The sequence below is a fragment of the Streptomyces sp. NPDC037054 genome (assembly GCF_055606745.1).
This window is the reverse complement of the sequence record NZ_JBVJSJ010000016.1, coordinates 81,619-105,985: the sequence shown is the minus strand read 5'-3', so window position 1 is coordinate 105,985 and position 24,367 is coordinate 81,619. Positions and strand designations below refer to the sequence as shown.

Annotated in this window: 22 protein-coding genes and 2 other RNA genes; 22 read left to right on the top strand and 2 right to left on the bottom strand. The window is 67.6% G+C overall.

Annotated features, from left to right (window positions below):
- Positions 1 to 5 precede the first annotated feature (5 nt).
- The 3 genes from ACZ7D7_RS30725 to ACZ7D7_RS30715 all read left to right on the top strand — a co-directional run bounded on the left by ACZ7D7_RS30725 (position 6) and on the right by ACZ7D7_RS30715 (position 3,076).
- Complete coding sequence (locus ACZ7D7_RS30725; RefSeq protein ID WP_470828567.1) at positions 6 to 764, top strand: hypothetical protein; 759 nt, start codon at positions 6 to 8, stop codon at positions 762 to 764.
- A 1,037-nt stretch (positions 765 to 1,801) separates the two neighbouring features.
- Positions 1,802 to 2,311 carry a helix-turn-helix domain-containing protein gene (locus ACZ7D7_RS30720; protein ID WP_470828565.1) on the top strand — a complete coding sequence of 170 codons (510 nt, stop codon included), beginning with the start codon at positions 1,802 to 1,804 and terminating at the stop codon, positions 2,309 to 2,311.
- The gene (locus tag ACZ7D7_RS30715; RefSeq protein ID WP_470828564.1) at positions 2,312 to 3,076 is read left to right on the top strand and encodes a hypothetical protein; all 765 of its coding nucleotides are present in this window, start codon (positions 2,312 to 2,314) and stop codon (positions 3,074 to 3,076) included.
- Positions 3,077 to 3,125: 49 nt separating this feature from the next.
- Here ACZ7D7_RS30715 and rnpB read toward each other — a convergent pair.
- An RNA gene (gene rnpB, locus ACZ7D7_RS30710) (RNase P RNA component class A) lies at positions 3,126 to 3,530 on the bottom strand.
- Between the two features lie 569 nt (positions 3,531 to 4,099).
- Between rnpB and ACZ7D7_RS30705 the strand changes: the two genes are divergently transcribed.
- From ACZ7D7_RS30705 to ACZ7D7_RS30640, 14 genes are all read left to right on the top strand, one after another.
- Positions 4,100 to 4,972, top strand: a complete 873-nt coding sequence (locus tag ACZ7D7_RS30705) for a hypothetical protein (protein ID WP_470828562.1) — start codon at positions 4,100 to 4,102, stop codon at positions 4,970 to 4,972.
- A gap of 83 nt (positions 4,973 to 5,055) precedes the next feature.
- A complete protein-coding gene (locus ACZ7D7_RS30700) occupies positions 5,056 to 6,453 on the top strand; it encodes a DNA cytosine methyltransferase (RefSeq protein ID WP_470828561.1) in 1,398 nt (465 codons plus the stop codon).
- A gap of 171 nt (positions 6,454 to 6,624) precedes the next feature.
- Positions 6,625 to 6,864: a hypothetical protein gene (locus tag ACZ7D7_RS30695; protein WP_382230856.1), complete on the top strand. Its 240-nt coding sequence runs from the start codon at positions 6,625 to 6,627 to the stop codon at positions 6,862 to 6,864.
- Positions 6,861 to 7,760 carry a phosphoadenosine phosphosulfate reductase domain-containing protein gene (locus ACZ7D7_RS30690; protein WP_470828560.1) on the top strand — a complete coding sequence of 300 codons (900 nt, stop codon included), beginning with the start codon at positions 6,861 to 6,863 and terminating at the stop codon, positions 7,758 to 7,760. Before ACZ7D7_RS30695 ends, ACZ7D7_RS30690 begins: the two co-directional genes overlap by 4 nt.
- A 227-nt stretch (positions 7,761 to 7,987) precedes the next feature.
- Positions 7,988 to 8,866: a hypothetical protein gene (locus ACZ7D7_RS30685; protein ID WP_382230854.1), complete on the top strand. Its 879-nt coding sequence runs from the start codon at positions 7,988 to 7,990 to the stop codon at positions 8,864 to 8,866.
- A 563-nt stretch (positions 8,867 to 9,429) separates the two neighbouring features.
- On the top strand, positions 9,430 to 9,807 hold the full coding sequence (locus tag ACZ7D7_RS30680) for a hypothetical protein (RefSeq protein WP_470828558.1): 378 nt from the start codon (positions 9,430 to 9,432) through the stop codon (positions 9,805 to 9,807).
- Positions 9,808 to 9,815: 8 nt separating this feature from the next.
- A complete protein-coding gene (locus tag ACZ7D7_RS30675) occupies positions 9,816 to 10,028 on the top strand; it encodes a hypothetical protein (protein ID WP_470828557.1) in 213 nt (70 codons plus the stop codon).
- A gap of 66 nt (positions 10,029 to 10,094) precedes the next feature.
- The gene (locus ACZ7D7_RS30670) at positions 10,095 to 10,241 is read left to right on the top strand and encodes a hypothetical protein (protein ID WP_470828556.1); all 147 of its coding nucleotides are present in this window, start codon (positions 10,095 to 10,097) and stop codon (positions 10,239 to 10,241) included.
- 119 nt (positions 10,242 to 10,360) lie between these two features.
- Positions 10,361 to 10,705, top strand: coding sequence for a hypothetical protein (locus ACZ7D7_RS30665; protein WP_470828555.1), 345 nt, complete (start codon positions 10,361 to 10,363; stop codon positions 10,703 to 10,705).
- A 53-nt stretch (positions 10,706 to 10,758) separates the two neighbouring features.
- An RNA gene (locus tag ACZ7D7_RS30660) (hammerhead ribozyme type II) lies at positions 10,759 to 10,824 on the top strand.
- Between the two features lie 30 nt (positions 10,825 to 10,854).
- Complete coding sequence (locus tag ACZ7D7_RS30655) at positions 10,855 to 11,655, top strand: hypothetical protein (RefSeq protein ID WP_470828553.1); 801 nt, start codon at positions 10,855 to 10,857, stop codon at positions 11,653 to 11,655.
- A gap of 148 nt (positions 11,656 to 11,803) precedes the next feature.
- Complete coding sequence (locus tag ACZ7D7_RS30650) at positions 11,804 to 12,121, top strand: hypothetical protein (RefSeq protein WP_189896521.1); 318 nt, start codon at positions 11,804 to 11,806, stop codon at positions 12,119 to 12,121.
- A 168-nt stretch (positions 12,122 to 12,289) separates the two neighbouring features.
- Positions 12,290 to 12,898 (top strand): hypothetical protein, encoded by a 609-nt coding sequence (locus ACZ7D7_RS30645; RefSeq protein WP_470828552.1) that lies wholly within the window; start codon positions 12,290 to 12,292, stop codon positions 12,896 to 12,898.
- 165 nt (positions 12,899 to 13,063) lie between these two features.
- On the top strand, positions 13,064 to 13,432 hold the full coding sequence (locus ACZ7D7_RS30640) for a hypothetical protein (protein ID WP_470828551.1): 369 nt from the start codon (positions 13,064 to 13,066) through the stop codon (positions 13,430 to 13,432).
- 72 nt (positions 13,433 to 13,504) lie between these two features.
- On the opposite strand, the gene ACZ7D7_RS30635 is transcribed toward ACZ7D7_RS30640, so the two are convergent.
- Complete coding sequence (locus tag ACZ7D7_RS30635; protein WP_470828550.1) at positions 13,505 to 13,987, bottom strand: hypothetical protein; 483 nt, start codon at positions 13,985 to 13,987, stop codon at positions 13,505 to 13,507.
- A 349-nt stretch (positions 13,988 to 14,336) separates the two neighbouring features.
- Between ACZ7D7_RS30635 and mobF the strand changes: the two genes are divergently transcribed.
- The 5 genes from mobF to ACZ7D7_RS30610 all read left to right on the top strand — a co-directional run bounded on the left by mobF (position 14,337) and on the right by ACZ7D7_RS30610 (position 24,346).
- Positions 14,337 to 19,115, top strand: a complete 4,779-nt coding sequence (gene mobF, locus ACZ7D7_RS30630) for a MobF family relaxase (RefSeq protein ID WP_470828548.1) — start codon at positions 14,337 to 14,339, stop codon at positions 19,113 to 19,115.
- Positions 19,116 to 19,133: 18 nt separating this feature from the next.
- Positions 19,134 to 19,493: a hypothetical protein gene (locus ACZ7D7_RS30625; protein WP_359387073.1), complete on the top strand. Its 360-nt coding sequence runs from the start codon at positions 19,134 to 19,136 to the stop codon at positions 19,491 to 19,493.
- A 291-nt stretch (positions 19,494 to 19,784) separates the two neighbouring features.
- The gene (locus ACZ7D7_RS30620) at positions 19,785 to 20,222 is read left to right on the top strand and encodes a hypothetical protein (protein ID WP_470828546.1); all 438 of its coding nucleotides are present in this window, start codon (positions 19,785 to 19,787) and stop codon (positions 20,220 to 20,222) included.
- A 77-nt stretch (positions 20,223 to 20,299) separates the two neighbouring features.
- On the top strand, positions 20,300 to 23,053 hold the full coding sequence (locus ACZ7D7_RS30615) for a tetratricopeptide repeat protein (protein WP_470828544.1): 2,754 nt from the start codon (positions 20,300 to 20,302) through the stop codon (positions 23,051 to 23,053).
- A gap of 198 nt (positions 23,054 to 23,251) precedes the next feature.
- A complete protein-coding gene (locus ACZ7D7_RS30610; RefSeq protein WP_470828543.1) occupies positions 23,252 to 24,346 on the top strand; it encodes a hypothetical protein in 1,095 nt (364 codons plus the stop codon).
- Positions 24,347 to 24,367 lie beyond the last annotated feature (21 nt).

The window sequence follows — 24,367 nt, the reverse complement described above, 5'->3', positions numbered from 1 at the left end:
CGACGATGCCCGGTACCGGCGGTGACGAGGGCGCGGCGCCCCGTACGCTCGCGGAGAAGCTGACCGCCCTTCGCGACGGGCTCGCCGCCGAGGGGGGCAAGCCGCCATCCTGGAACACTCTGGCCCGCGAGATCTCGGAGCAGACCGGCGTCCCGATCTCGGGTCCGTACCTATGGGAGCTGGCGACGGGCAAGCCCGGCACGAACGTTACGCTGCGCCACCTGAAGGCACTCTCTGAGTACTTCCACCGTCGCATCTCGTACTTCGTCGATGATGAGATCGCCTTCGAAGACGACACCCAGGCACAGATGGATCTCCTCCGAGAGCTACGGCGTCTAGGTGTGCGCAACATCAGGCTGCAGAACGTGGAGTCAGGCGCCGCCGATCGCGAGACCATCCAGGGACTGCTCGCACGCCTTCAGACGCTTGATGCGCTGGGGGACGAAGGTGTACGCAAGGTCGCTCTGGGAGCCAGAGCCCTCAGCTCGGAGCAGCGCAAGATCCTGAGCGACCTCGCCAGCCAGCCAAGATTGTTGGACGCAATACCTCGTATGATGCGACTCCTTGAGGCTGCCGAGGCACTCACGGAGGAACAGCTCACGACCGCCACGAACGTTCTCCGTCAGCCCAATGCACTCCTTGCAGTACAGGATGAGGTTGTGCGCGAAATCGCAACGAAGTGTCACGAGCTGCTGCCGTCCAGCCGACAGGCACTTTTGCCCGTGATTGCGCAGCTTCAGCGCCTAGAGAACAGAGAGGCGTAGCAACCCAACGCCCCGCTCGGTGCCACTCGGACGATTACCGACCATCAGCTTCACCGCGCAGAAGCTTCCGTAATCGCGGGCAGACATCACTGTCTCGGAAGGCCCAGGCCCAGATATTCAGCGATCAGCTCGCGCGGAAGCTTCGGCATCAGCCAACTCGCGGCATCAAGAGTGGCTTGATCGTCCGCGTCCAGTTGAGGGTTGTCTGCGTTCGACCGGAACGGGGACCCGGCGACGCCGGCAGAGACCGGGAAGAGGAGCACCGTGCCGTCGTCCGCGCCAAGCCACACGCCGCTTGGCGCAGCACTCCCGTTTGCGCTGTCCCGCGTGAAGCAGCCTGACACATGTTCGCCGCGTACGTGATCAACACCCTCATCGACCGACTCAGTGCTTCTGTGGGAGTTTTCCAGGGTGGTCTGTGCCCCCCTGGGGAACGCATCGTTCCGTGTTGCCCGCCGGCTCCCTCCCGGCATCGCCATCGCTATCGCCCCCGTGGTCTCTGTAAAGGTCAGTCTCCACGCGCAACTGCGGCCCTACCTACTGAAGAACCAACGTGCTCCGGTACTCCACCGGAAGCACCACAGCGATTTCCGCTCATCCGTCGTGGTCGGTTGCGCCAACCCCGCTACAGCGGTGGTGCTTAAGCGCTGTCGGCGAGGCCGGGCTCGTCCCACAGCAGACCTCTTGACGCATCTGATCACTGCTCTTCACTGTCGACTCCACCTCCACCCCTGCCGGTGCGGCACTACGACTGGGCCGTCAGCCCCAGACCATGGGGAGGCACCTGTGCAGGAGCCATCAGCAGGCCCTCCCTTCGGCGAAGCCTCAATGAAGGGTCGATCGATGGCGGTCAGCGACGACATGCGGTAGTCACACTGCTGCACAGGGTTCCTCCGTCTCGGGATCCTGCCTTGCGCCCCCGATCATGTCAACTAAAGTACACAGCAGTTGACCTTCGGCAGAGTGAGAGACCGGTACGTGGTCGTGTGCAGTCATCGACAGGACGGTTTGCGGAGTACGTCCGGGAGTTTCTACCTGTGGTGAGCTACAACGGCCCGTCGCTGGCGGAAAAGCTGAGAGCCCTGATGGCCAGCCGTCTGGACGCCGACGGCCGTGCTCACACGTCGCGTTCACTGTCCGCGGCAGTGAACGAGCTGCCCGGCGAGCACGCGTCTGTGTCATTCGCCGCTATCGCCAAATTGGCCAACGGCTCCCAGGACAACCCGACCGTGGGCACGATCGTTGCGCTGTGCAAAGCGCTGAACAACGTGCCGCCGGCACATCTTCTTCCGCACGAAAGCTACAACGACCTGGCGGCTCTGGAGGCGTTCGAAAACCCTGACGCACGCCGCGTCCTAGCGCTGCTCAATGGCCTTCCAGAGAGTGAGCTGCGCAACATCATTGCAGCCCTAGAGCAGCGTCGGGCCGAATTCGGCCTGGAGCCGGCGACGAACGCTGAATCCGGAAAGGAAAAGGGCAAGCGTCGACGGCGCCGCAGCAAGGATGAAGCCGCACGTTACGCGGCCGATGCACTGGAGGGGCTGTAAGTGGTAGACGGCATAGTCTTCGGCACCTGCACCGCAGCAGGGTTGTTGGTTACTGCCCTCTGCACTCGCAGAGCCGTGGGAAATCCACGCGTTGCCACCTGGGCGATCGCCATCGCCTTCGCCATCTGCACGCTTGGTGTGCTGTGCGCCGTACCAGCGGTGGCCAACCAACTGCAGCACGCCACAGGCACGCCCAACGCCGGCAAGCTTGTAGCCCACGTCTGCGCGATCCTCTGGTGCGCTGCGATTCAAATCACGATGGTTGATCTGGCCTACCGTCCTGAGTACCTCAAGTCGGCAATACTCCAGCGCGGCTTCGCTGCTGTGTTAGAACTAGCCATCATGGTACCGCTCTTCCTTGCGGCGAACCGGCCCGGCATACAGTTCACGACCGAGTACGTCGACAACCCCAAGGTTGCTGCTTACCTACTTATCTATCTCTCCTACGTTCTGGTCACCTGCGGCGAGCTGATGTTCATGTGCGGGAGAACGTCACGACGCAATTGGGGGGTCCGCCCTTGGAGCAGCGTCGGCTTCGCGCTCTCCTCGATCGCCGCGATTCTCGGAATGGCCTATGCAGTCTGCAAAGGCTCTTACATCATCTTCTACGTCCTTGAGGACCCCTGGCCGCTAAAGATCGAGGAAGTCGTGAGCCCGACACTAAGCGGCCTTGCAGTGCTGTTCGTCTTCAGTGGAATGACCCTTCCCATGGTCGGTGCTCTCCGGGAACGACTTCGCCAAAGAAGAGCTCTCACAGACGACTGAACCAGCAGATATGCGTCCGAGATCGTCGATTGCAACTCTGGTGGAGCGGCAGACGAGTCGAGCTGTACGCCGGATTCTGTCACCCGGTCACCTCACGGTGGCCGGGGAGACGGCCATCCATCTAGGACCAGCGTTACCGCTGGCCTCGTGCGGTCTACCCGCGGACTCGGGCGGGCAGCCCTCGAACGTCCGCGCAGGGGCACCTGGGCGCCCCCTTCTTGACCTTGCTCCGGGTGGGGTTTACCTAGCTGCCCAGGTCACCCTGGGCACTGGTGGTCTCTTACACCACCGTTTCACCCTTACCAGGGGCCGGAGCCCCAGGCGGTTTGCTTTCTGTGGCACTGTCCCGCGGGTCACCCCGGGTGGCCGTTAGCCACCACCCTGCCCTGTGGAGTCCGGACGTTCCTCGGGAAGCCCCCTTGCGGGAGCTCCACGCGGCCGTCCGCTCGGCTCGTCTGCCGTATGGCCATGCTAGCCGACCGAACACCGCCGACGGCTCTCTGACCCTCCAGGCATGATCATGCTGTCGCAGCACTCCAGCTGTATCCACTGAGCAGGTTTCTCCTGGCCGGCCGAGAGACAAGGCGCGCCCATATACACGACGACCCTCCCGGCGGGGAGATTGTGAGGGGGTGCGGCGGACTGTGCGCAAGGTCGTCTCGGAACCTTTTTTCGCCGCTCCTTCGTCGCGGTGAAAAAAGGTTCCGTTCCTCCCCTGCGCTTCGTCCGGCACCCCCTCAGAATCTCTTTTTGCCGGGAGGGGGAGGGCGGCGGTCCTGCGGCTTCTGCTGGTCGGGCGGCGGGGGTGGTCGGCCGGGTGCGGGCCGGTCGCGTGAGGGCCGGTCGGCGGGGGGCGTCCGCTGCACGGCCACCGGTGGCGGGTGCGGAGAGCGGAGCCAATTCGCTGTGGTTGCTGAGGGTTTGGGGTTGACTCCCCCAGCGCGATTAGATAGATTTACCTATGTCGAGACGGGGCCGGGCAAGCCCCCCGACACTCCACCACCAACCACAAGGAGACGGTTCGTGGAACTCGTTCCCATCTCCCGGCTGGGCGCGGAACTGCGCTCCCAGGCCCAGTTGGAAGTCCAGGTCGCCGAGGGTGAGCGGCAGCTAGTGATCGTCCTGCCGAGCAGCCTGGACCAGCTTTGGATCACTGCCGGCCACAACAGCGGGCGGCCCCGGCTCTTCTGGCGGCGGCGCACCTTCCTCGGCACCGCGACCGACGAGTCGGGCTACCTCGACTGGACCGCCGACCCGGCCCCGCTGATCCGCTTCGTCATCAACTACGCCTACTCCCGCAGCCAGATCGCGCCCCAGTACCAGAGGGTTCTCGACGCTCTGCGCGGGCGCGGCCTTGACGCGGAGCTGGCGCACGCCGACGGCGGGGGCTTCCAGATCCGCATCGGGCTGCCGGACCTGACATACCTGCTGATCGGCGCGGACGAGATCCTTCCTCCCCGACTTGAGCAGGTACAGGGCTGGCACGTCGAGCACTACGGCCCCGAAGACCACATCGCCGTGGTGTACGACTCGATGCCGCACAACCGCCCCCGGGGCGCCAGCCTCGGCGGCGCCCACGTGGACGTGATGGCCGACCATGTCGCCCGGTACGTCGCCAGCGTCATGGCCCGCTACGGCGGCCGTCACCCGCTGGGGGCGCCGGTCCGCCTCCAGCAGGACGCCACCTCCCCCGCCACCGTTGCGTGGCTGCTGGAGGAGCTGGTCCGGCTTCCGCGCCACCACGGCGAGCTGGCCAACGACGGCGGCGCGCTGATCACCATCGCGCGCCGGGACGGCAACGACCCGGCGACGGTCGAGCTCCCGGCCGTCGTCGTCAACCGGATCAGCGCCCTGCTGCTGTCCGAGGTCACCGCCTGCCAGACCTACGGCGGGTAACAGCTCCTGCCGAGCTGAGCGCACCACCGTGCCTGGCCCGGAGGGCAACCGGGCCCGGCACGCCGACTCCACCAGGACGGACCTTGAGCATCACCTTCACCGACATCTTCTGTGGCGCTGGCGGCGCCAGTACCGGCCTCGTCAACGCAGGTTGGGAGCTGAAACTGGCCGCCAACCACTGGCAGACCGCGATCGATACCCACTCGGCGAACCACCCGCAGGCCGAGCACGTCTGCGCCGACGTCTCGAACTACGACATGCGCCGCCTGCCGCGCACCGATGTGCTGTGGGCCAGCCCCATCTGCACCGAGATCTCGCCCGCCGGAGGCCGCCGCCGCAGCAAGAAGGTCAGCGGGCTCACCGAGGAAGAAATGCGCTCGCTGCCCGACGCCGCGTTCGAGCGGACCCGCGCAACCGCCTACGACGTCATCCGCGCCGTCGAGGTGCACCGGTACAAGGCGGTGCTCATCGAGAACGTCACCGAGTTCGCCACCGACTGGATCCTGTTCGACTGGTGGCTGAGCGGCATGGTCAAGCTGGGCTACAACTACCAGATCGTCTGCGTCAGCTCTGCGCATATCGGCGACGAGCTCAACCCGGCCGCCCCCCAGTGGAGGGACCGCCTCTACATCGTCTTCACCCGGTTCGGCATGCGCCTTCCGGACGTCGCCCCACGGCCCCTGGCCCGGTGCGAGGAGTGCGACGAGGACGTGTACGCGCGGCAGACCTGGCGGCCGGGCCACACCGAGACCCGGATCGGCAAGTACGGCCAGCAGTACGACTACACCTGCCCCAACCACGACACCGCCGTGATCGTCGAGCCCTACGTTCGGCCCGCCTCCGACATCATCGATTGGACGAACCTGGGGACCCGGATCGGGGACCGCAAGCGCCCCTTGGCGCCCACGACCATGGACCGCATCGCCGCCGGTCTGGAGATGTTCCCCGACGAACCCTCGGTGGTCACCGTCAACCACGGCGGACACGACGGCCGCGCCTTCCGCCCGGACCTCACCCCATTGCCGTCGCGCACCGTCAAGATCGGCGAAGGGCTCGTCGTACCGCCCGGCACCTTCCCGCACGCCACCACCGCGGATCTGGCCGCCCCGCCCTTCATCGTTGAGTTCCGCAACCACGCCACCGCCGAGCGCGTGGATCGGCCCCTCGCCACCGTCACCGCGGGCGGCAACCACCACGGCCTGGTGATCCCGTTCCGGAAGGGCTCGACCGCCAAGCGGACCAGCGAGCCGCTGCACACCCTGTCCACCCGCGACTCCGCCGGTCTGCTCCGCCCAGCGGTGAAGATCGAGGACTGCCACTTCCGGATGCTCCAGTGGCGCGAGCAGATGAGTGCCCAGCGTTTCCCCGAGACCTACATCGTCAAGGGCCGCAGCAAGGCCGAGAAGACCATGCAGGCCGGAAACGCCGTCAGCTGCAACGTCCCGCAGTGGCTCGGTCACGCCGTCAGCGCCGTCCTGTAAGCACCCGTAGGCCGCCCCATTCGGGCGGGGCGGCCTGCTGTCATCTCCCAGGCGCACACTTAGATAGATTTACCCATGTTGCTTTGGGGTGTAGGCACCCCGGGCATTCACGCCTTGGCGGACGGCAGGGCAAGCCGCCGCCGGGCTCTCCACCTCAATGAAGGGACGCACATGTCCGAAACCACACCCAGCCAGGTGGTCACGGATGAAGTCAGCTTCGCCCGCTGGACCGCCCAGGCCCTCGCCGTCGTGCGCGGCCTGCGCGCGCTGCCCTCCCCCTCGGTCCGGCGCGCCGTGACGGAGCAGACCCGCGAGGAGGCCGAGATCGAAGCGCTTGCCGTCAGTCTGGGCATGCTGGCGCCGCACCCGGCCACGCCGAGCCGGCCGAGCACTGCGGGGGGCGTGCGATGACGACCGCCCAGATGTCGCTCTTCGAGGAGCCGACCATGACCGCCGACGATCCGCTGGACCTGCTCCGCAACGCGGATCTTGTCGTCCTGAACTCAAGCGGCGGCAAGGATTCGCAGGCCATGGTCTCCTACGTCGCCGGGCTGGCCGCCCAGGTCGGCACGCTGGACAAGATCGTGGTTGTGCACTGCGACCTGGGCCGGGTCGAATGGAGCGGCACCCGCGAGCTCGCCGAGTTGCACGCGCGGCATTACGGGCGGCGCTTCGAGGTCCGCAGCCGCGAGCAAGGCGACCTTCTGGAGCAGGTCGAGGAGCGCGGCATGTGGCCTAGCGCAAGTGCTCGATATTGCACGGCTTATCACAAGCGGGACGTGGTCCGGCAGGTCATCCGCAGCTTCGACGGCCGGTACACCGGTTTCTGGCGTCGGGGCATCGTGCTGGACTGCCTCGGCATCCGGGCAGCGGAGTCCTCCAAGCGCAAGCGCAAGCTCCCGCTGACACAGGACTCGGCGCTCACCACCCGCGGGCGGTCGGTGTTCACCTGGCTCCCGATCCACACGTGGTCCGATGAGCAGGTCTGGCAGCAGATTGCGGAGTCCGCGCTGCCCTACAGCCCGGTCTATGACCAGGGCATGAGTCGCCTGAGCTGCAGTTTCTGTGTGCTGGCCAGTGAAGACGATCTCGTGTGCGCCGCCCGGCTGCGCCCCGGGATGGCCGCGCTCTACGCCGATCTGGAGACGCGCATCGGACACCGCTTCAAGGTCGATCTTGCGATGGCCGACGTCGTCGCCCAGGCACAGGCGCTCGGGCCGATCGCCCCTCAGCCGCGCGGGACCGCGATGCGCCGCCACCTGGGCGACCAAGCGACGGACGCCTATCTGCGCAGGCTCACGGCCTGACCTACCGGGCCGGGGCGGGGTGGTGCGGCGGGCAACACCCCGCCCCGGCCGCAAACGGCAAAGCGGGCCGACGGTTACGAGCCGAAGCTCGTACCAGCCCCGCCGAAGCGTGCTGGCTCGGGCAAAACCGCCGGCCCTTCTCCACCACCAACGACGAGGCCACATCAGGTCTCCCGCTGGCAGCGTCCATCAGTGTACGGCTCGGGATACGACAGGATGACACCACCATGACTACGACGAGAGAGCAGTTCGAGCAGCGGCTCGCCGCGCTGCACGACCCCTGGGTGACCCGTAAGCAGTTGGAACACCTCGCTGGCGTTTCGCCGAAGACGATCCGAAACTGGCTGGAGGCCCACCCCATCCCCGAGGCGAAGACCCGGGTCGGTGCCCGCAGCACCCAGCTCATCGACAGGCAGACGGCAGCGGAGTGGGTTCGCGTGCGGCTCTTCGGCGACAAGGAGGGGGCCACGGACGTGCAGTCCGGCCCGCGCTTGGCCGCCGAGCCGCGCCCCATGACGCACGCCCCCGGCGAGCGGTGGCGCCGTGTCGAGATCGCTCGGCGGCGCGGCGTGACCCCCGGCGCCATCGGCAACCTGGCCCAGGCGTACGCGGATCACCCGAGTCACCCCTTCCCGCCCGCCGCGGAGGACCACACGCGGGACGCTGCCGCCGTCGCCGCGTGGTTCGCCTGGTACGACGCCGAGCGCCCCGGCTACAGCGGGAAGAGCGCAGGCCGCGCGGACGCCACGCAGGCTCCATCCGGGAGAGTTGCCGAGGTCGCCGACCTGCTGCGCACCGCCATCACCGAGGGCACCAACCTGACCACCGAGACCGTCGCGACTCGGCTGAGGGTTTCACCCGACGTCGCCACCCGCTACCTGTCGCAGGCTGCCCAGGTGGTGATGCCTGAGCACGGGCTGATCGCTCGCAGGCAGATCCCCGACCTGTTCCCGGCCGCCGTCCGCAACGAGATGACCCCGCCGCAGCGGCGCGAACGCGTCAAGACACTGCTGCGACGCCGCACGGCGCCGAAACCCGTTCTCGTCGTCGGCGGCACGGAGTACTACCGACGCCAGGAGGCGGAGGCCCTAGTGAGGTCAGTGTGACGGTGGTTTGTGTCAATGGGGGTAGGTGACGATACGGGCTGGCCGTCAGCCAGCCGAAGTGGTGGGGCTATTGTGCGGCCCCTGTAGGCCGGCTGTGGCGGGAGTGGGTTGTCGGGGTGCGGGTTGTTCCCTCCCGGCGGGGAGATTGTGAGGGGGTGCGGCGGACTGTGCGCAAGGTCGTCTCGGAACCTTTTTTCGCCGCTCCTTCGTCGCGGTGAAAAAAGGTTCCGTTCCTTCCCTGCGCTTCGTCCGGCACCCCCTCAGAATCTCTTTTTGCCGGGAGGGGGAGGGGGGCGGTCCTGCGGCTTCTGCTGGTCGGGTGACGGGGGCAGTCGGCCGGGTGCGGGCCGGTCGGCGAGGGGGTTTCGTCCGCTGCACGACCGCCGGTGGCGGGTGCGGATAGCGGAGCCAATTCCTTGTAGTCGGGGAGGGTTTGGGGTTGACTCCCCCACCCAATTTAGATAGATTTACCTACGTCGAGACGGGGCAGGGCAAGCCCCCCGACACTCCACCACCAGCTGCGCGTGAAAAGCGTGCGGCGAGCCAGGAAAGGAAGCCCGCTCATGTATGCGGTGAACATCGGTGAATTCACCAAGGTCAAGAATCCCGACTCCAAGAAGGCGTACCGCTGCGCGAAGCGCACCAAGTACGTCACCGACGACCCGTCCCGGATTTCCGAGGACGCCATCACCCTCCTGAAGAACACTGGGAAGGGAATGCGATTCTCCGGAATGGAGGAATTCGGAGAGGCCCACGGATTCTGGAACGACGGCCACAAGTGCCCGGACGCCGACCCCTCCGCCGAGTGCGAGCGGCTGGAACTTGAAGCATGCGGCGACTGGATCGAGAAACGGGTCCGTGAGCTCGGTACCGGCGAATCGGTGGACCTGCATCTTGCACTGGAAAGCGGCTTCACCGAGTTCATCGTCACCGGAAAGTGAGCGTCGGCATGGACAGCCTCGAAATCCTCTTCTGTCACTTGGAGGACATCGCGCAGCGCGCCGAGGACTTGGCGAAGTCGCCGAACCTGGACGACGCCGAGCGGCATGACGTGCACTCACTGTGGGACACGGCGCTTGCCGCGCTCCAGGATCTCGGCGTGGCGTACACGCAGCGCGACGGCACGCAGGTGTTGACCAAGCCGGAGCGGCCGGCGCAGTGACGCATTCTGCTGGGCCTAACCGCATCCGCCCTCAGCCAGCTGGGCGCCGAGGAGTACCCCGCCGATGTGCAGACCGGCGGTGAACTGGTCGGCGGACGGATGCGCTGGCGCCCGCGCATCCTGACGTACCGCTGGAATGCCGCGCCCTACGTCATCCGCGAGCCGAGGAAGGGCAAGGAGGCGGCCCGCTGGGTCGTAGCCGACTCGAAGTAGCGCCACACCGGTGCCCGGCCCGCCGCCGGGCACCCGCACCGAACACCTCTACGTCGACCGGGGGCAGGGCAAGCCCCCGACACTCCATCGCCAACCACGCCAGGAAGCGAGGCGCGCTCATGCACTCCGTGAGCACCGCCCCATACACCCTCCCCCACGAGCAGCGGGCACTCGCGTGGATCGCGCTCCACTGCGAGGTTCCCGCCGAGTGGCCGCCGGAAGATCGCCGCGAAGAGCGCCGGTCCATCCGGGAGGACATACGCGAGCGGTACATCTCGATCGGCCCCAGCGCCGAGGACGCGGTGAAGACCGCCTACAACCAGGGCCGCACCGTGCTCGACCTCAGCAACATCGAGGACGGCGAGCCGATCCCGTGGACGGTCATCACGGCTGACCTGCGCAAGGCATGCATCACGGAGTTTCACCAGACGCCCTACGGCACCGTGCTGCTCAACATGCGCTGACCCCGGTGCCCGGCCGTGCGCGCCGGGCACCGCTCGAACTCCGTGTTCCTCACTGCCGAAACCCCTCGGTGAGGGGTCGTTCCGGGGTGGTGCCCGGAGCCTGACGACGGCAGCCGCCCGACTCAGCAGGCATGGAAGAAAGGTGCGCTTTGACCACCATGGAGAAGGTTCTGGTGTCCGCCGACGGCGAGCATGTATATGAGGCCGTGGTAGACAAGTCCAACCGCTGGAACGGCTGGCTGTCTCCGCGCTTCACGCTTGAGACCGTCAAGCAGATAGCCGCCGACTGCCGGAAGTTGATCGAGGAGTTCGGGCGAGCGCACCAGGACGAGATCCGAGTCATCGAGGCCCCGGAGCTGTCGGAGATGTCCGAGGACGGCGAGGAGCTCAAGGCCGCCATCGTGCTCCACATCCGCTGGGGCTACATCCACAGCGACGGCCCGGCCACCTGCGCGACCGTCGTGGAGCCCGGCGAGGACGGCCGGTATGCCATCGGCGCATGGGAGTGGACCTGGTCGGAGGTCTCCCCCAACGTCAGCGAGCGCAGCACGTACCGGTTCGACTTCTGCGCCGCAGCGCTGCGTGAAGCGGTGTGGTTCGAGGCTCAGCCCGCACCCGGCGACCCCGATCTCACTCCGGGCCGGGAGTGGGAGCACGTTGAGGGCCTGGACCTGGATGTGAACAGTGTCGTGCTGGAGCAGCGCGAGGCGTTCATGCGGGCGTGCGCCGCGTTCATCTCCGACAACGCCGAGGCGCTGAATGACATCCCGGCCGAGCGGGCCGGAGAAGCGTTCTGGATGTCGGCGCGCGGTAACGACGGTATCCCCTCGCGGTCGCTCCTCGCGCTGCCGGACGTGCCCGAGGAGACGCGCGAGCGCCTGCACGCTTCGGCGGCCACGCACCGGTTCGGCACGGTCCACCTGGACGGCACCACGGTGAGCTTCGGCTGACCGCTCCCGCACCAAATCCGCGCAGCTGACCAACAAGAGAGAATGGTTGACTCCCCCACTCAAGAGATAGATTTACCTATACCAAAAGTGGGCAGGGCAAGCCCCCGGCACTCCACCACCAATCCGATCCGAAGGGAATGCAGAGGCGATGGCCTACGGCAACGCAATCGACCTGGACGAAAGCACCCGTATCGTGCCGGTCTTCGACCCGGTGCTGCGCACCCTGTCCGTGCAGCTGTGGAAGGGCGGCGAACCGGCCGGAATCCATGGCCTGGTCGAGCACTTCACCCACCCCGACGACGTTCTCGACACGATCGACGAGTTCCTGGAGCAGTCCGGTGTCCGGGCGCTCACCGAGCACGAGATCGACGTGCTCGCCGGTGAGCTGATCATGGCCAAGGGCGGCCCTGACGCTGCCCTCCTGACGATGGCCCGCCAGAACCCGGAGTCCTTCCTCATCTACTGATCTACGCCAGCCGGGGCGGCGCGCGGTCGCGCCGCCCCGGCCCCCGCCCCTGGAGCCACAGCGCAGGTTGGATCCCACCGTGGCTCCCGGACACCGCCGAGGGACAGGGCAAGTTCCCGGCGGCTCCGCCACCAACAGCACGCCACTGACACCCGAGAGGAGCCGGACATGACCACGTACCAGGTCTGCTGGACGAACGAGGACGTCTGCGCCGACGACCCGCTGAGCGCCGCGAAGGAGGCGTGGGACATGCTGCGCGATCCCGAAGCCTTCCCACCCGTCTTCGAGGTCCGTACCGACGGCGAGACCACCGTGGAGGTAGACCTGCTGGACGACACGATCCGTCCGACCAGCAGCAACCTCGCCGGCGGCCCCGGCACGGACCTGTTCATCGCGGCATACCTGGCCACCTACCCGCACCCGCTGCCCGGCCTGGACGCCAGCACCGCCCGCATCGTACGAGCCGACCAGCTCCGCCAGGGTGACGTGATCCTGGGCGCCTTCCAGCTGGACGACCAGCAGCCCGGCCGCGCGACATTGCAGTCCCACATTCCTCGGTACGCCGACCCCTCCCCGGCGTGCGGGGCGTGCAGTCCGGACTGCGCCATGTTCACCATCTCCGCGCAACACACCGGACGCACCGCGTTGCACATCACCGCCATCGGCCGCGAGGTCACCGGCCCAGAAGATTCCGACGAAGAGCCTTTTCATCTCGACGACTTCGCCGACACGCTGTATGTGATGATCCCGCGCACCGCCGACGGCCAGCAGGCGTAGCCGCCGCCACGACCGCAGCCCTCGGGGCCTGGGGACACCGGCACGGTGTCCCCAGGCCCCGAGGCGTGGATGTCGTAATGCGCGCTGCATCATGTCCCTGGGCCGAGGTACTGTCACGCTTGATCAGCGCGAACAGCATCACGTGCCCGAGGGAAAGGGGAGCCCGTGACGCGCAGCAGAATGACGGAGACGCCGATCGAGGATCTCGATCTCGGCTGGATCGGCATGACGATCGAAGTGGACACCCCTGACGGCAGCCAGGTTGGGTTCCGCCTCGCACGCTACGAGAAGACGACCCGCGACGGCGAACCGCTGTGGATCCTCTTCAGCACCGACCACCCGTGGCGCACCGAACTGACCGCAGGCGCCAAGATCCGGTGGATACACCGGCTGGCCGACCCGGGTCGGCCGACGGGGTATTACGTCCCCCAACAGCAGTACACCAGCCCGGTAACGGCTCCTCCGGCCGCGCCCGCACCTGGCCAGCTCAACCCGAGCTCCTGGGTGACTCCACCGGCGCCCGGAACCCGGTGACACACGCCGCACACGCCGCGACCCCCGACCTGGACCGGTAACAGTCAGGACGGGGGTCGCGGTGCGTGTGCATCAGCCGGGCAGGGCCACTGACTCATCTGACTGAGCGGACGTCTCGACGGCTGGCACCGGAGATGGCGGCGGCACCGACGGCGACGGCGCCACCGCGGGCATCGGCGCCGACGGCAATTCTGCGCTCGCCGGAGCGCTCGCGGCGCCGTCCAAGGACGCCTTGATCTCGCGTACCGCGGCCTCGGGCACGCCCAGGCGCTCCGCCACGGACCGCACGCCGGTGAGCGCCAGCATCTTGCCCACGACGTCGTTCATCTGCTCCCGGAGCTTCCCCGTCTCCTTCTCCACCTCCCCGCGCACCTTCTCGGTGTACTTCCTGATTTTCTCCTCGGCCGCGGACTCCTTGTCGGCTATCTCGTCCTCTGCCTCGAACCAGGCAGTCGCCAGGTCCTCCAACTGCTGCTCGCGCTGCCGGCGCTCCGCCGTGCGGGCCCGAGCCTTCTCCCTCGCTTTGAGCTGGCGGGTGGTCCTCCGCTCTGCCATGGATGCCCTCCCCATCGGTAGGTACACAGTCATTGTGGTCCCCACACAACGGCCGATGCTACGGCGAGTTGACCAGCCGTCTGGCGGGCTGTCCGCGAGTCGGAGGTTCGCTCCCGGACAGCCCGGATCACCCCTTGTGGAAAACCAGAACGTGGTGGTTGTCCTCAGGGCCGCTCAGGAGAGCGCCCCTGAGGACAACCACCACCGCTGCGCGGACCGCGCCAACGGCACGGCCGGGATTGCTCGTTGGCCGGCTCGTTCCTCGCCTTCCCCAACTCACTCCACCCGACCGCGCCGTTGGCGCGGTCGAAGCTCTTGCATTCACAATGTCACAAGGTAGGCTGAGCGCATGATGACCATCCACAAGCTCAGCGCTGGGGATGGTTACCTGTACTACACACGTGAAATTGCCACCGGCGACGAACGCCGTTCGGGCAAGCGTGAACTGAGCGACTATTACACGGCCGATGGCAACCCACCCGGCGTCTGGGTTGGCGGCGGGGCCGACGAACTTGGCGTCCAAGGCACCGTCACCGAGGCCCAGATGAAGGCCTTATTCGGTGAGGGTCTGCACCCGGACGCCGACCGCATCATCGCTGAGGCCCAGGCCCAGGGGCTCAGTCCGGCCGCCGCCGTGCGACAGGCCCGGCTCGGCCGGCGGTACTACCAGTACGAGCAGACCGAAGGCCCGCTCGCCGCCCTGATCCAGGATGCGATCCAGGACTTCGAGACGCGCGAGAGACGCGAGGCGACCGACGCCGAGCGCAAGCGCATACGTGGGCGTGTCGGCGCCATAGCCTTCCGCGAGGATTTCGGTCGGGCCCCGAAGGACGCCGAGGAACTCAGCCGCTACATCAGCGCCAACACCTCCTGTGGTCGCCAAGCGGTCGCGGGCTACGACCTGGTGTTCCGCAACAAGTACGGCTCCGTCCTGTGGGCGCTGGGCGATGAGGAAACCCGTCTTGAGGTGCAGGCCGCCCACGAGCAGGCCATCACCGAGACGCTCGCCTGGATCGAGGAGAACGCCCTGGCGACCCGTACCGGCATCAACGGCATCGCGCAGGAAGACGTGCGCGGCGGCCTGATAGCCGCCCGCTACCGGCACTACGACAGCCGCCGCGGCGATCCGCTGCTACACGACCATGTCGTCGTCGCCAACAAGGTCCGCGGTCTGGATGGCAAGTGGCGCAGCATCGACGGCAAGCTGCTGTACGCGATGGGAGTTGCAGCCAGCGAGCTGTACAACCAACGTGTGGTCGAGGAGTTGTGCCGCCGACTCGGAGTACAGGCTGAGGAGCGGGAGGTCACCCCCGGCAAGCGGCCCGTGATGGCCATCAGCGGCCTGGACAACGACCTGATCGAGGCGTTCTCCAAGCGGGCCCAGGACATCCGCAAGGACTTGGACAAGCTGCTTCAGCAGTACCGGCGTCGGCATGGCAAGGAGCCCGACACCGGCGCCCGCATGGCCCTCATCCAGCAGGCCGCGCAGATGTCCAGGCCGCACAAGAAGAAGGCGCGTGCCCTGTCGGACCTGCGCGCGGCCTGGCGTGAGGAGGCCATCGCGCTGTTCGGCGCCGCGCGAGTCGACGGCTTGGTGGAGCACCTGCGTGCCATCGTCCGCCGCTCGGCCACGGATCAGGACCCGGCCGCCGCGGTCGACGTCGAGCAGGCCGCGCGGGACGTGCTGCAGGTGATCTCCTCCGAGCGCTCGGTGTGGGGTGAGCGGCATGTGCTCGCCGAGGCCCGGCGCCATGTCGTTCGCCTGACCCGGGGCCGTGGCGACACCCGGGGGCTGGCTGAGCGGATTACCCGGCAGGTGATCGCGCACGGCTCGATCGACCTGACTCCCCCGGAGCTCCACCAACCCTTCGCGCCCTTGCTACGCGCCGACGGCAGCAGCATCTACCGGCGCCGCGAGTCCCGGCTCTACACCTCCAGCGAAGTCCTGGAGGCCGAGTCGCGCATCCTGAACGCGGCGCGTACCTCGGTCATCCCGCCGCTGGCCACCGACCGTTTCACCGCCGTCGCCGACCGCTTCGGCGGGCCCTCGCTCGACCCCGGCCAGCGTCGCCTGGCCCAGGCGTTCGCCTGCTCCGACAAGCTGGTCGTCATCGGCATCGGTCCGGCCGGCTCGGGCAAGACCACTGCCCTGCAGTTGGTGCGCGACGCCGTCACCGCCGGCGGCGGACGCCTCATACCTCTGGCCCCGTCCAGCCGGGCGGCGAAGGTCATGAAGGACGACCTGGGCACCGTCGCCCACACGATGCACAGCTGGCTCGCCCAGCGCGACCTGCTCGCCGAAGGACGCAAGGTCAAGGACGCCTTCCAGCTCCGTCCGGGCGACGTCATCATCGTCGACGAGGCGGGCATGGCCGGAACCCGCAACCTCGCCCGGATCGTCGCAGAGGCCGAAGCAGCCGGCGCCCTGGTCCGCCTGATCGGCGACCCCGCGCAGCTCGGCGCGGTGGAGTCCGGCGGCGCCCTGCGGCTGGTGGCCCGCGAGGTCGGCGCGGTCGAACTGGAACAGTTGCACCGCTTCCACACCGACGGGGAAGCGGAGGCCACCTTGGCGCTGCGCGACGGCGATCCAGCCGACGCGTGGACCTGGCATCTCGCCCAGGGCAGGATCGTCGGCGGCGGCCCGCAGGAGATGCTGGACTCGGTCTTCGCCGCCTGGCAGACCGACACCGAGGCCGGCCTGCACTCGCTGATGATGGCCGACGACACCGATGCCGTCCGCGAACTCAACCTGCGCGCCCAGGCGTTCCAGATCGCCTCCGGCCGCCTGGACCTGACCCGCTCCACCGCCCTGCGCGACGACCTGCAAGCGGCCGTCGGCGACCTGATCGTCACCCGCAAGAACCAGCGCCGCCTGACGGTCAACGCAGGCCTGGACTTCGTGAAGAACGGCGACCAGTGGCGCGTCGAAGCCCTCGACCAGGCGGGCAACGCCACCGTCCGGCACACCGGCCACGGCGGCCGTGTGGTGCTCCCGGCCTCCTACCTTCGACGGCACGCTGAACTCGGCTACGCCTCCACCGTGCACCGCGCGCAGGGCCTGACGGTGGCGACCGCGCACGGTCTGATCACCGCCAGGACCAGCCGCGAGTCCGCGTACGTCATGGCCACCCGCGGGCGTCTGTCGAACCGGCTGCACGTGGTCGCGGACGAGGGCCAGAGCATGCGCGACGTGCTCGACACCGTCGCACGCAGCAACCGCGGATCGGTCTCCGCGCACGAGACCATCCAGGCCGAGCAGGACCGCGCCTACAGCATCGGCCACCTCGCCGCCGAGTACACCGACGTCCACGCCCGCGCGGTCAGTCACCGCCTCAAGAACCTCGCCCGGCGCGTCCTGGGCGGCGCGGCCGAGGCGTTCATCGACTCCGACGCCTGGTCCGCGGTCGAGCGCTCGCTGAAGAAGGCGGAAGCCGAAGGCTGGGACGCCGCCCGGTTGCTCGCCGCCGCGTACGGCGAACGCGACTTCGCCGACGCCGAGGACGTCGCTGCGGTGCTGTCCTGGCGCATCGACGCCCGGGGGGAAGAGGGCCGCGCTGCCGCCGAGCGTGCCGCCGAACGGGAGTCGGAGCCGGGCCGCAGCCGCCCGCTCAAGCACCTCGACGGGCAGCTGCTCGACCGCCTTCTGGAGCGCGCCGAGCGCCTGCGGCGCGAGGCACTGGACGAACTGCACCGCGCCGACGCGGCGGTGGCCGGCCAGCCCCGCCACATCGTCGTGAACGGCCTGCCGCACCCGGCGTGGCCGCGCCGGCCGCACGGTCACCTCACCCGCGCCGACCTCGCCGCTGCCATCGCCGACGCCCGGCATCGCATGCGCCGCGCCGCCCTCGAAGGCGATCAGGCCGCCGAGCGCACCGCCGCCGCGGAACACGCCGAGCTGCGCCGCGAGCAGAAGCTGCGCCGGGACATGCGCCCTCTCGACCGCATGCGCGAGGACTGGCAGCGCGAGCCCCGGCGTGGCGCCAGCCACACGGCCCGCCAGCCGGTCGAGGTCACTCGCCGCGAGCTGACCGCCAACCTGCACCGGCAGGACGAGGCCCGCCAGCGACTGCGCCGCGCCGAGATCATCGCCGAGCACATCCGCGCCGAGCGGCGCCTGCGCGACCAGCTCCCCCACGGCCCCGCCCCGGCGCCGGACAACTCCGGCCCCCTCCCGGACTGGCTTGCCCCCTCGGTCGCCGTACGGGACGCCGACACCCCCGAAGCCTGGCGCGCCCATCTGGTCGAGCGCCGCATCGTGCTCTCCCAGCGTCTGGAGCAGAACGGCGCGCTGCTGGCCGCCAACCCCCCGGCCTGGGCGCGCATGCTGGGCCCTGTCCCGAGTACCGGCACCGAGCTGCGGAGGCTGTGGGAGCGCACCGCGGCGCTGGCGGATGCCTGGCGGGTCCGGCACGGCCTGGACGACGCCGTCGAGGGCATCGGCGAGCAGCCCGAGGACCCGCGCGACGCCCACGCCTGGGCGACCCTCCAGGATCGGATCGACGAGGTCGGCCGGCGCACCAGGGCGTGGGCCGCCGCCCGCGCCCGGCCGGGCGATCCCGTCTCCGGCATACGCATCGCGGCTCGTACCGCTGAGAACTTCCACCGCCGCCTCCTGGAGGCTCGCTTCACCGACGCCGACGACCGGCATGCGGTCACGGCCGCCGCCGCGGCGTTCGCCGACGTCGCCTTGCGTCTGGTGTTGGACGACGAGGAACCGCCGGAGCAATGGGTCCAGCAGATACCAGCGCCCGACGAGCAGGACGAGGAGCAGAAGGCCCAGTGGCGGCAGCTGGTGGCCGCCTTGGTGGGGTGGCGCATGCTGCACCAGACTGACGCGGACGACCCCCTCGGAGAGAGCCCCGAGGAGGCCGGGCTGCGCGCGCAGTGGACTGAGCTGCACGACGCCCTGACGCTCTTCCAGCGCTCGCGGATCCAGCAGCGGCTCGCCGAACTGCGGGCGCGGCGGGAGACCGAGCGCGCTCAGCGCGGTCTGCCGCCGACCGGTGAGGCGGGGTCCCCCCGAGCATCTGCGGTCGCCCGCCAAGCCCGCCGGGCGACCGAGGACGAGCAGCAGCGCCAACAGCGCCCAAGCCCCGGCCTAGGCCCCCACCGAGGGCCAAGGAGCTAGCAGGAAGGAGAGGAAACAATGGATGACCAGCCGACCGACGGCCTCACCCACGAGCAGCGCGGACAGCTCGCCGAGTGGCTCGCCGAGCGCAACGCGCGCATGGCCGCCCTCGGACACACACCGCCTCCGGAAGGCACCCTCGACGAGCGGCTGCGCGCTATGGACGCCGCCTTCGAGGCCAGTCCCGACCGGGATGACGAGAAGGCGCAGGAGAACCACGAACTGCGCCGGACGGTGGCCATCCTGGAGGAGGCGATCCGCGCCCTCCTCAACGGTCAGCTGCCCCTGCCCGGCACGGCGGCACAAGATGTTCCGGCATGGACCGCTTCTACGACGCGCGTCCGTAGGCCGGGAAGCGACCACCACGCCCTGCAGTGAATGAAAGCCGCGACCCAGCCCCGAGGAAGCAGCCTGGCCCGACCGCGCAGGATTCTGACACGCCACAGCAACACCGTCCCGCTGCGCAGCCGAGCACACCCCGGAAACGGCAAAGATGCCGGATCAAACTCAAGAACGGCCCCACCATGCCGGGGTGGGAATCATGCGCAAACCCTCCCCTGGTAAAGATCCGGGCTTCTACCCTGCGTGATGGAGGGAAGCTGTCGTCCGTATCCGGACGACCTGTTGAGCAGCGGCCGTATGAGGGGCCGGATGTGGAGAAGAGGGATCATGACGGCACGTCACTGGTGGTGGGTCGGACTGATCGTCGGGATGGCCTTGCTCGTACTGACGATCGTGGCGTTCAGCGCGGGGCTGGACGTGGCTGACCAGCTTGGCGGTGTGGTCGGCGGAGTCTTCGGAGTCGGCAGTTTCGCCCTGTCCGTGGTCAGTGCTTTGGCCCTTCGCTTTTCTTCCGGCGCGAGCGGAGGCGGGCGGCCTGTGGTGAAGGCGACCGGTCCAGGCAGTGTTGCCGCGGGCGGTGACGCAACGGGCAATGCGACTGGAACAGGTTCCGTCGTCACCGGCCCCACTGCTTCAGCCAGCACTCATCCGCCGGCGCTCCGCGGTCCCATCGCGGACGTGGAAGCAACTGACGGTGGGGTTGCAGCCGGCGGCAGCACCCGTGATAACGCGACCCGCGACAATAGCCGCAGGGAAGTCCAATGACGCTCTTCCGGCGCCACAATCAGGATGACTGCGGTGACTGGGAGAGAAAGAGAAGTCCGGGCGGTACCCGGCCAGACGTGTCCGCCGACCATGGCGCCCTCGCTGCCGGCCGGGACGCGCACCACAACGCAGTCGGCGACGGCAGCAAGGTCATCGACCAGAGCGGTGCCACTAACCCCGTCATCGTTGAACCAGGCGGCACGTACATCATGCATGCCCCGCCGCTGGAGCTTTGGGAGCGGGAGACCGCTGCCAAGGAGGTCTGGGTACCTCAGAGCCGAGCTGCGCTGCTGTCGCCGTTGCGCAGGACCGTGCAACTCATGGGCCGCGACGAGGATCTGGCTCAGCTGCTGCACTGGTGCGAGAGCCGGGACAACCTGCACCCGTCCGACGTCCGGTTCCGGCTGATCACTGGGCCGGGCGGCGTTGGGAAGAGCCGCCTAGCCGAAGAGCTCAAGCACGCGCTCGCGTCGCTGCCAGCCGAGGAAGAAGCAGGCTGGGTGTCCACCACGGTCTTCCACGGCGATGATCAGGAGAAGCACCGTGTCGGCAAGCAACGCGCGCTGTACCCGGATCGCCCTCTGCTGTTCGTTGTCGACTATGCCGAGGCCCGCCCCGGCCTAAAGGAACTCCTTGAGGACGCCTATCGGACCACGGGCACGGTGCGAGTCCTGTTGCTGGCCCGCACCGCCGGCCGCTGGTGGCAGGAACTGGAGAACCTTCCGGGCGACCTCGGCTACCTCCTTCGGGCCGGATACGACGAAGCCGACCTTACCGACCCGGCCGTGACGCCGCAGGACTTGTTCGACGTCGCTCTCCAGGACTTCGCTACCGCACTCGGCATCAACCCACCGTCTTCAGACGTGCGCATCGAAGGCGCTGGAACCGGACTGAGGGCACTGGACGTGACCGCCCGTGCCCTCGTCGCCGTGCTCCGCACCGACTTCCCGAACACAGCCGCTGGCGACGCAGGCCGCATGCCCATCGGCGATGTGTTCGACGAACTGCTGCGGCACGAGGATATGTACTGGAAAGATGCCGCCCGCCGGACCGGCATCGACGGCGAGATGGGCCCCGAGCCGCGCAGGATGACAGTAGCCGCCGCGGCCCTGCTAGGCACCAGGGACAAGACCCAAGCCTTCGACGTGGCCCTTCGCGTCCGGACAGCGTTGACCGACCGGACCGAGAGGGCGCTGCCACCGGACGAAGCCGTAGCCCGCTGGCTGCGCGTTCTCTACCCGCCCAAGCCTGGCGAAGAAATGTGGGCGATGCCGCTGCAGCCCGACCGCCTCGCTGAACACCTCATCGCTACCGTGCTCACACCTCGCAACCCCGCGCACGGGGAACAGAACCAGGCTGCGCTACTGGAAGGCCTGGCCGCGTCGGCAGCCCCGCACGCCGCGACCGTTCTCGCCAGAGCCATCACCGACCCGGCCCGCCCTGACCGAGCCGCCACCGTGCAGCCCCTGCTGGACCGTCTGCTCCGCGCGCTGCCCGACGACTGGGAACTCATGGGCGCGGTGCACAATGTGCTGCCGGGGCCGGATCCCCGACTGGCGGAGAGTGCAATCCTCCTCACCGAACGGGCCCTAGCCCATGCTCAGGAACACCAGCGCAGTTCTGCCGACATTGCCGCTGCTCATGAAGCCCACGCCTGCTGCTGTGGCGCCGCCGACCGCCCCGAGGAAGCCATCGCCCACCATCAGCAGGCGCTGGAGCTGTACTCGGACTTGCTCGAACAGGGCCAGTACGTGTACACGGACGAATATGCGTCGACGCTGAACAACCTGGCAGTAACGCTCTCCGACCTCGGCCGCCATGACGAGGCTATGGTATTGGCCCAACAGTCAGTGGAGCTGAGGGAAGAACTCCACGAACGAGTACCTGAAGACCGGCTGCTGCCCCAGCGGGCATCGGCCTTCCACAACTTGGGGCTGTGTCTCTTGGAGCTCGGGCGCCCGGAAGAAGCGCTACCGCACTGTCAGCGGGCGGCGGAGCTGTACCGGGAGATGTATAAACGGGAACCTGGGCGACACACCTCTAACTACGTCCGCGCGCTCGCCAATTTGGGGACCACCCTCAGCGGCCTGGAACGATTCCAGGAGGCGCTTGATGCCTTCCAGCAGATGCTCGATCTCAGCCGGGGTCTGTTCGATGAAGACCCCGCCAAGCACAAAACTCTCCACGCTCACGCGCTGTACAACGTCGGAGCCACATACGGGGAACTGAAGCGCTACGAGGAAGCGCTTGAATTGATGCGACGGGCACTGGAGCTGCGGGAGGAATTGCACGGGCAGAACGACCCCGACGAGCGCTACCTGCATGGCTGCGCTGAAGCCCAGTACAACTACGGGCTCTCCCTCATCATGCAGGGAAAGCGTCAGAAGGCATTCGAACAAACCCAGCAGGCGGTGCAGTTGTACCGGAGGCTGCACGAGAGGGACGCTGACGAGTACGCGGACCCGTACGCCGATGCGCTGATTAACCTGGCAAGTTGTCACATGGACTTGGAAGCCGCAGAGGAGGCGCTTGCCTGCTACCGGAAGGCCGTAGATCTGAAACAGGCCGTCTACGAACGGGATCCAGATCACCACACGGTCCCGTACGCGATGTTCCTGAACACCCTGGCAAACCACTTGGCAGAGTTCGGCCATCACGAGGACGCACTCGACCTCCTACAAAGGGTGGTGAAAGTGCACGAACGTGGCCCCGTCAAAGACCAGTATGACTACGGTGACGCGCTCACCACCCTCATGTTCTTCCTGGCGATGCTCGGGCGCCGCGAGGAAGCAACCGCCGTCGGAGTGAAGCTGAAGCAGCTCGTCGACTGAGGGGACATCACACCCCGCCATTGATACAGCTCAGGGCAACGACAGGGCGCGAAGACGCATGAGGCACCGGTACATGTTGCGGCCCCTTCCCGGGGAACGACGCAATCGTTGTCCTCCAGCGAGCGTTCTAGGGCAGCCTCCGTCCGTTGCCGTCAGTGACAGAATGGCTCCGTTCGGAGACTGGGGAGGGGCCGAAACATGGTGCTGAGGCGGGGGCGGAATGGCGAGTTGGGGATCGAGGTTCTACCTCTCATCGAACTGGCCCTGGGGGAACCACCAGACGGCCAAACAGCAGCACTCCTGCGGGATCGGCACCCGGAGACGATCGCTGCTATCAGCAGCGCATTGCGTGAGTCGCTGGGTAACGTCTCTCGGCTGCAGGGACACCAGACGCAGTACGCCTTTGAAGCGGTGACCGTGGCGCTGGGGTCGATCCGTCTCATCAAGACCGAAGATGCGGGGCTGTACTACTTCGATGATGCCCAGGGAAAATTGCTGCCGCCCGACTTCAGGATCGTGCTGCATGACGGCACTGTGCTCCTAGTCGAGGTGAAATTGGTGGCCCCCGGCATGGAGAAGAAGGTCAAAGTGCGAGCCGATGACATGGCCGCGGCGCAGGCATATGCCGGTTTGACGGGCGGGCGCCTGCTCTACGCCCACTACTGGGCCGGGCCCAACCTGTGGACCCTTGTCGATCCCTCCAGGTTCGACGAGGCGGGATCGCAGCGACGCCTGACAATCTCCTCCGCCATGAAGGGCAACGAGATGGCTCTCCTCGGCGACGCTCAACTGGCAGGGAAGTGGCCACTGACCATCTCCATACTTTTCAACCCTGATCAGGAGCAAACGACGACTGAATCTGACACCAAGGAAGGAGAGCGCCTCGTGGAGGTTACCGGCTTCCGGCTGAGCAACGCCGGACAGACAATCACCGACCCGGTAGAAATGAAACTTGCGTGGTTTCTCGCACAGTACGCCGGCTGGATGCCGGAGGAGGTAACCCATACTGACGGTGACGGCCGCATTGTCAGACTGGATTACCACCTCGCTCCCGATGGCGATGAGGAAGCCCTCGCAGCCTATGCTCAGCAGGGTTTCGCCTTCTTCGGAGCGCTCAGCAGCGCCTACACACGCCGCTTCCTCATGGCCACGACCACCGAGAATGGTGACATCACCGCTCTGCGCCAGGAACCCAGCCCCGCCTTGATGACCCAGCTTGTCCCCGACGACTATTGGGTCCCGGGGCGGAAGCGCGTCCTCAACCTCTGGCGTTTTCGCCAGCAGCCCTCCTGATCAGGAGTGAGAACCGGTTGG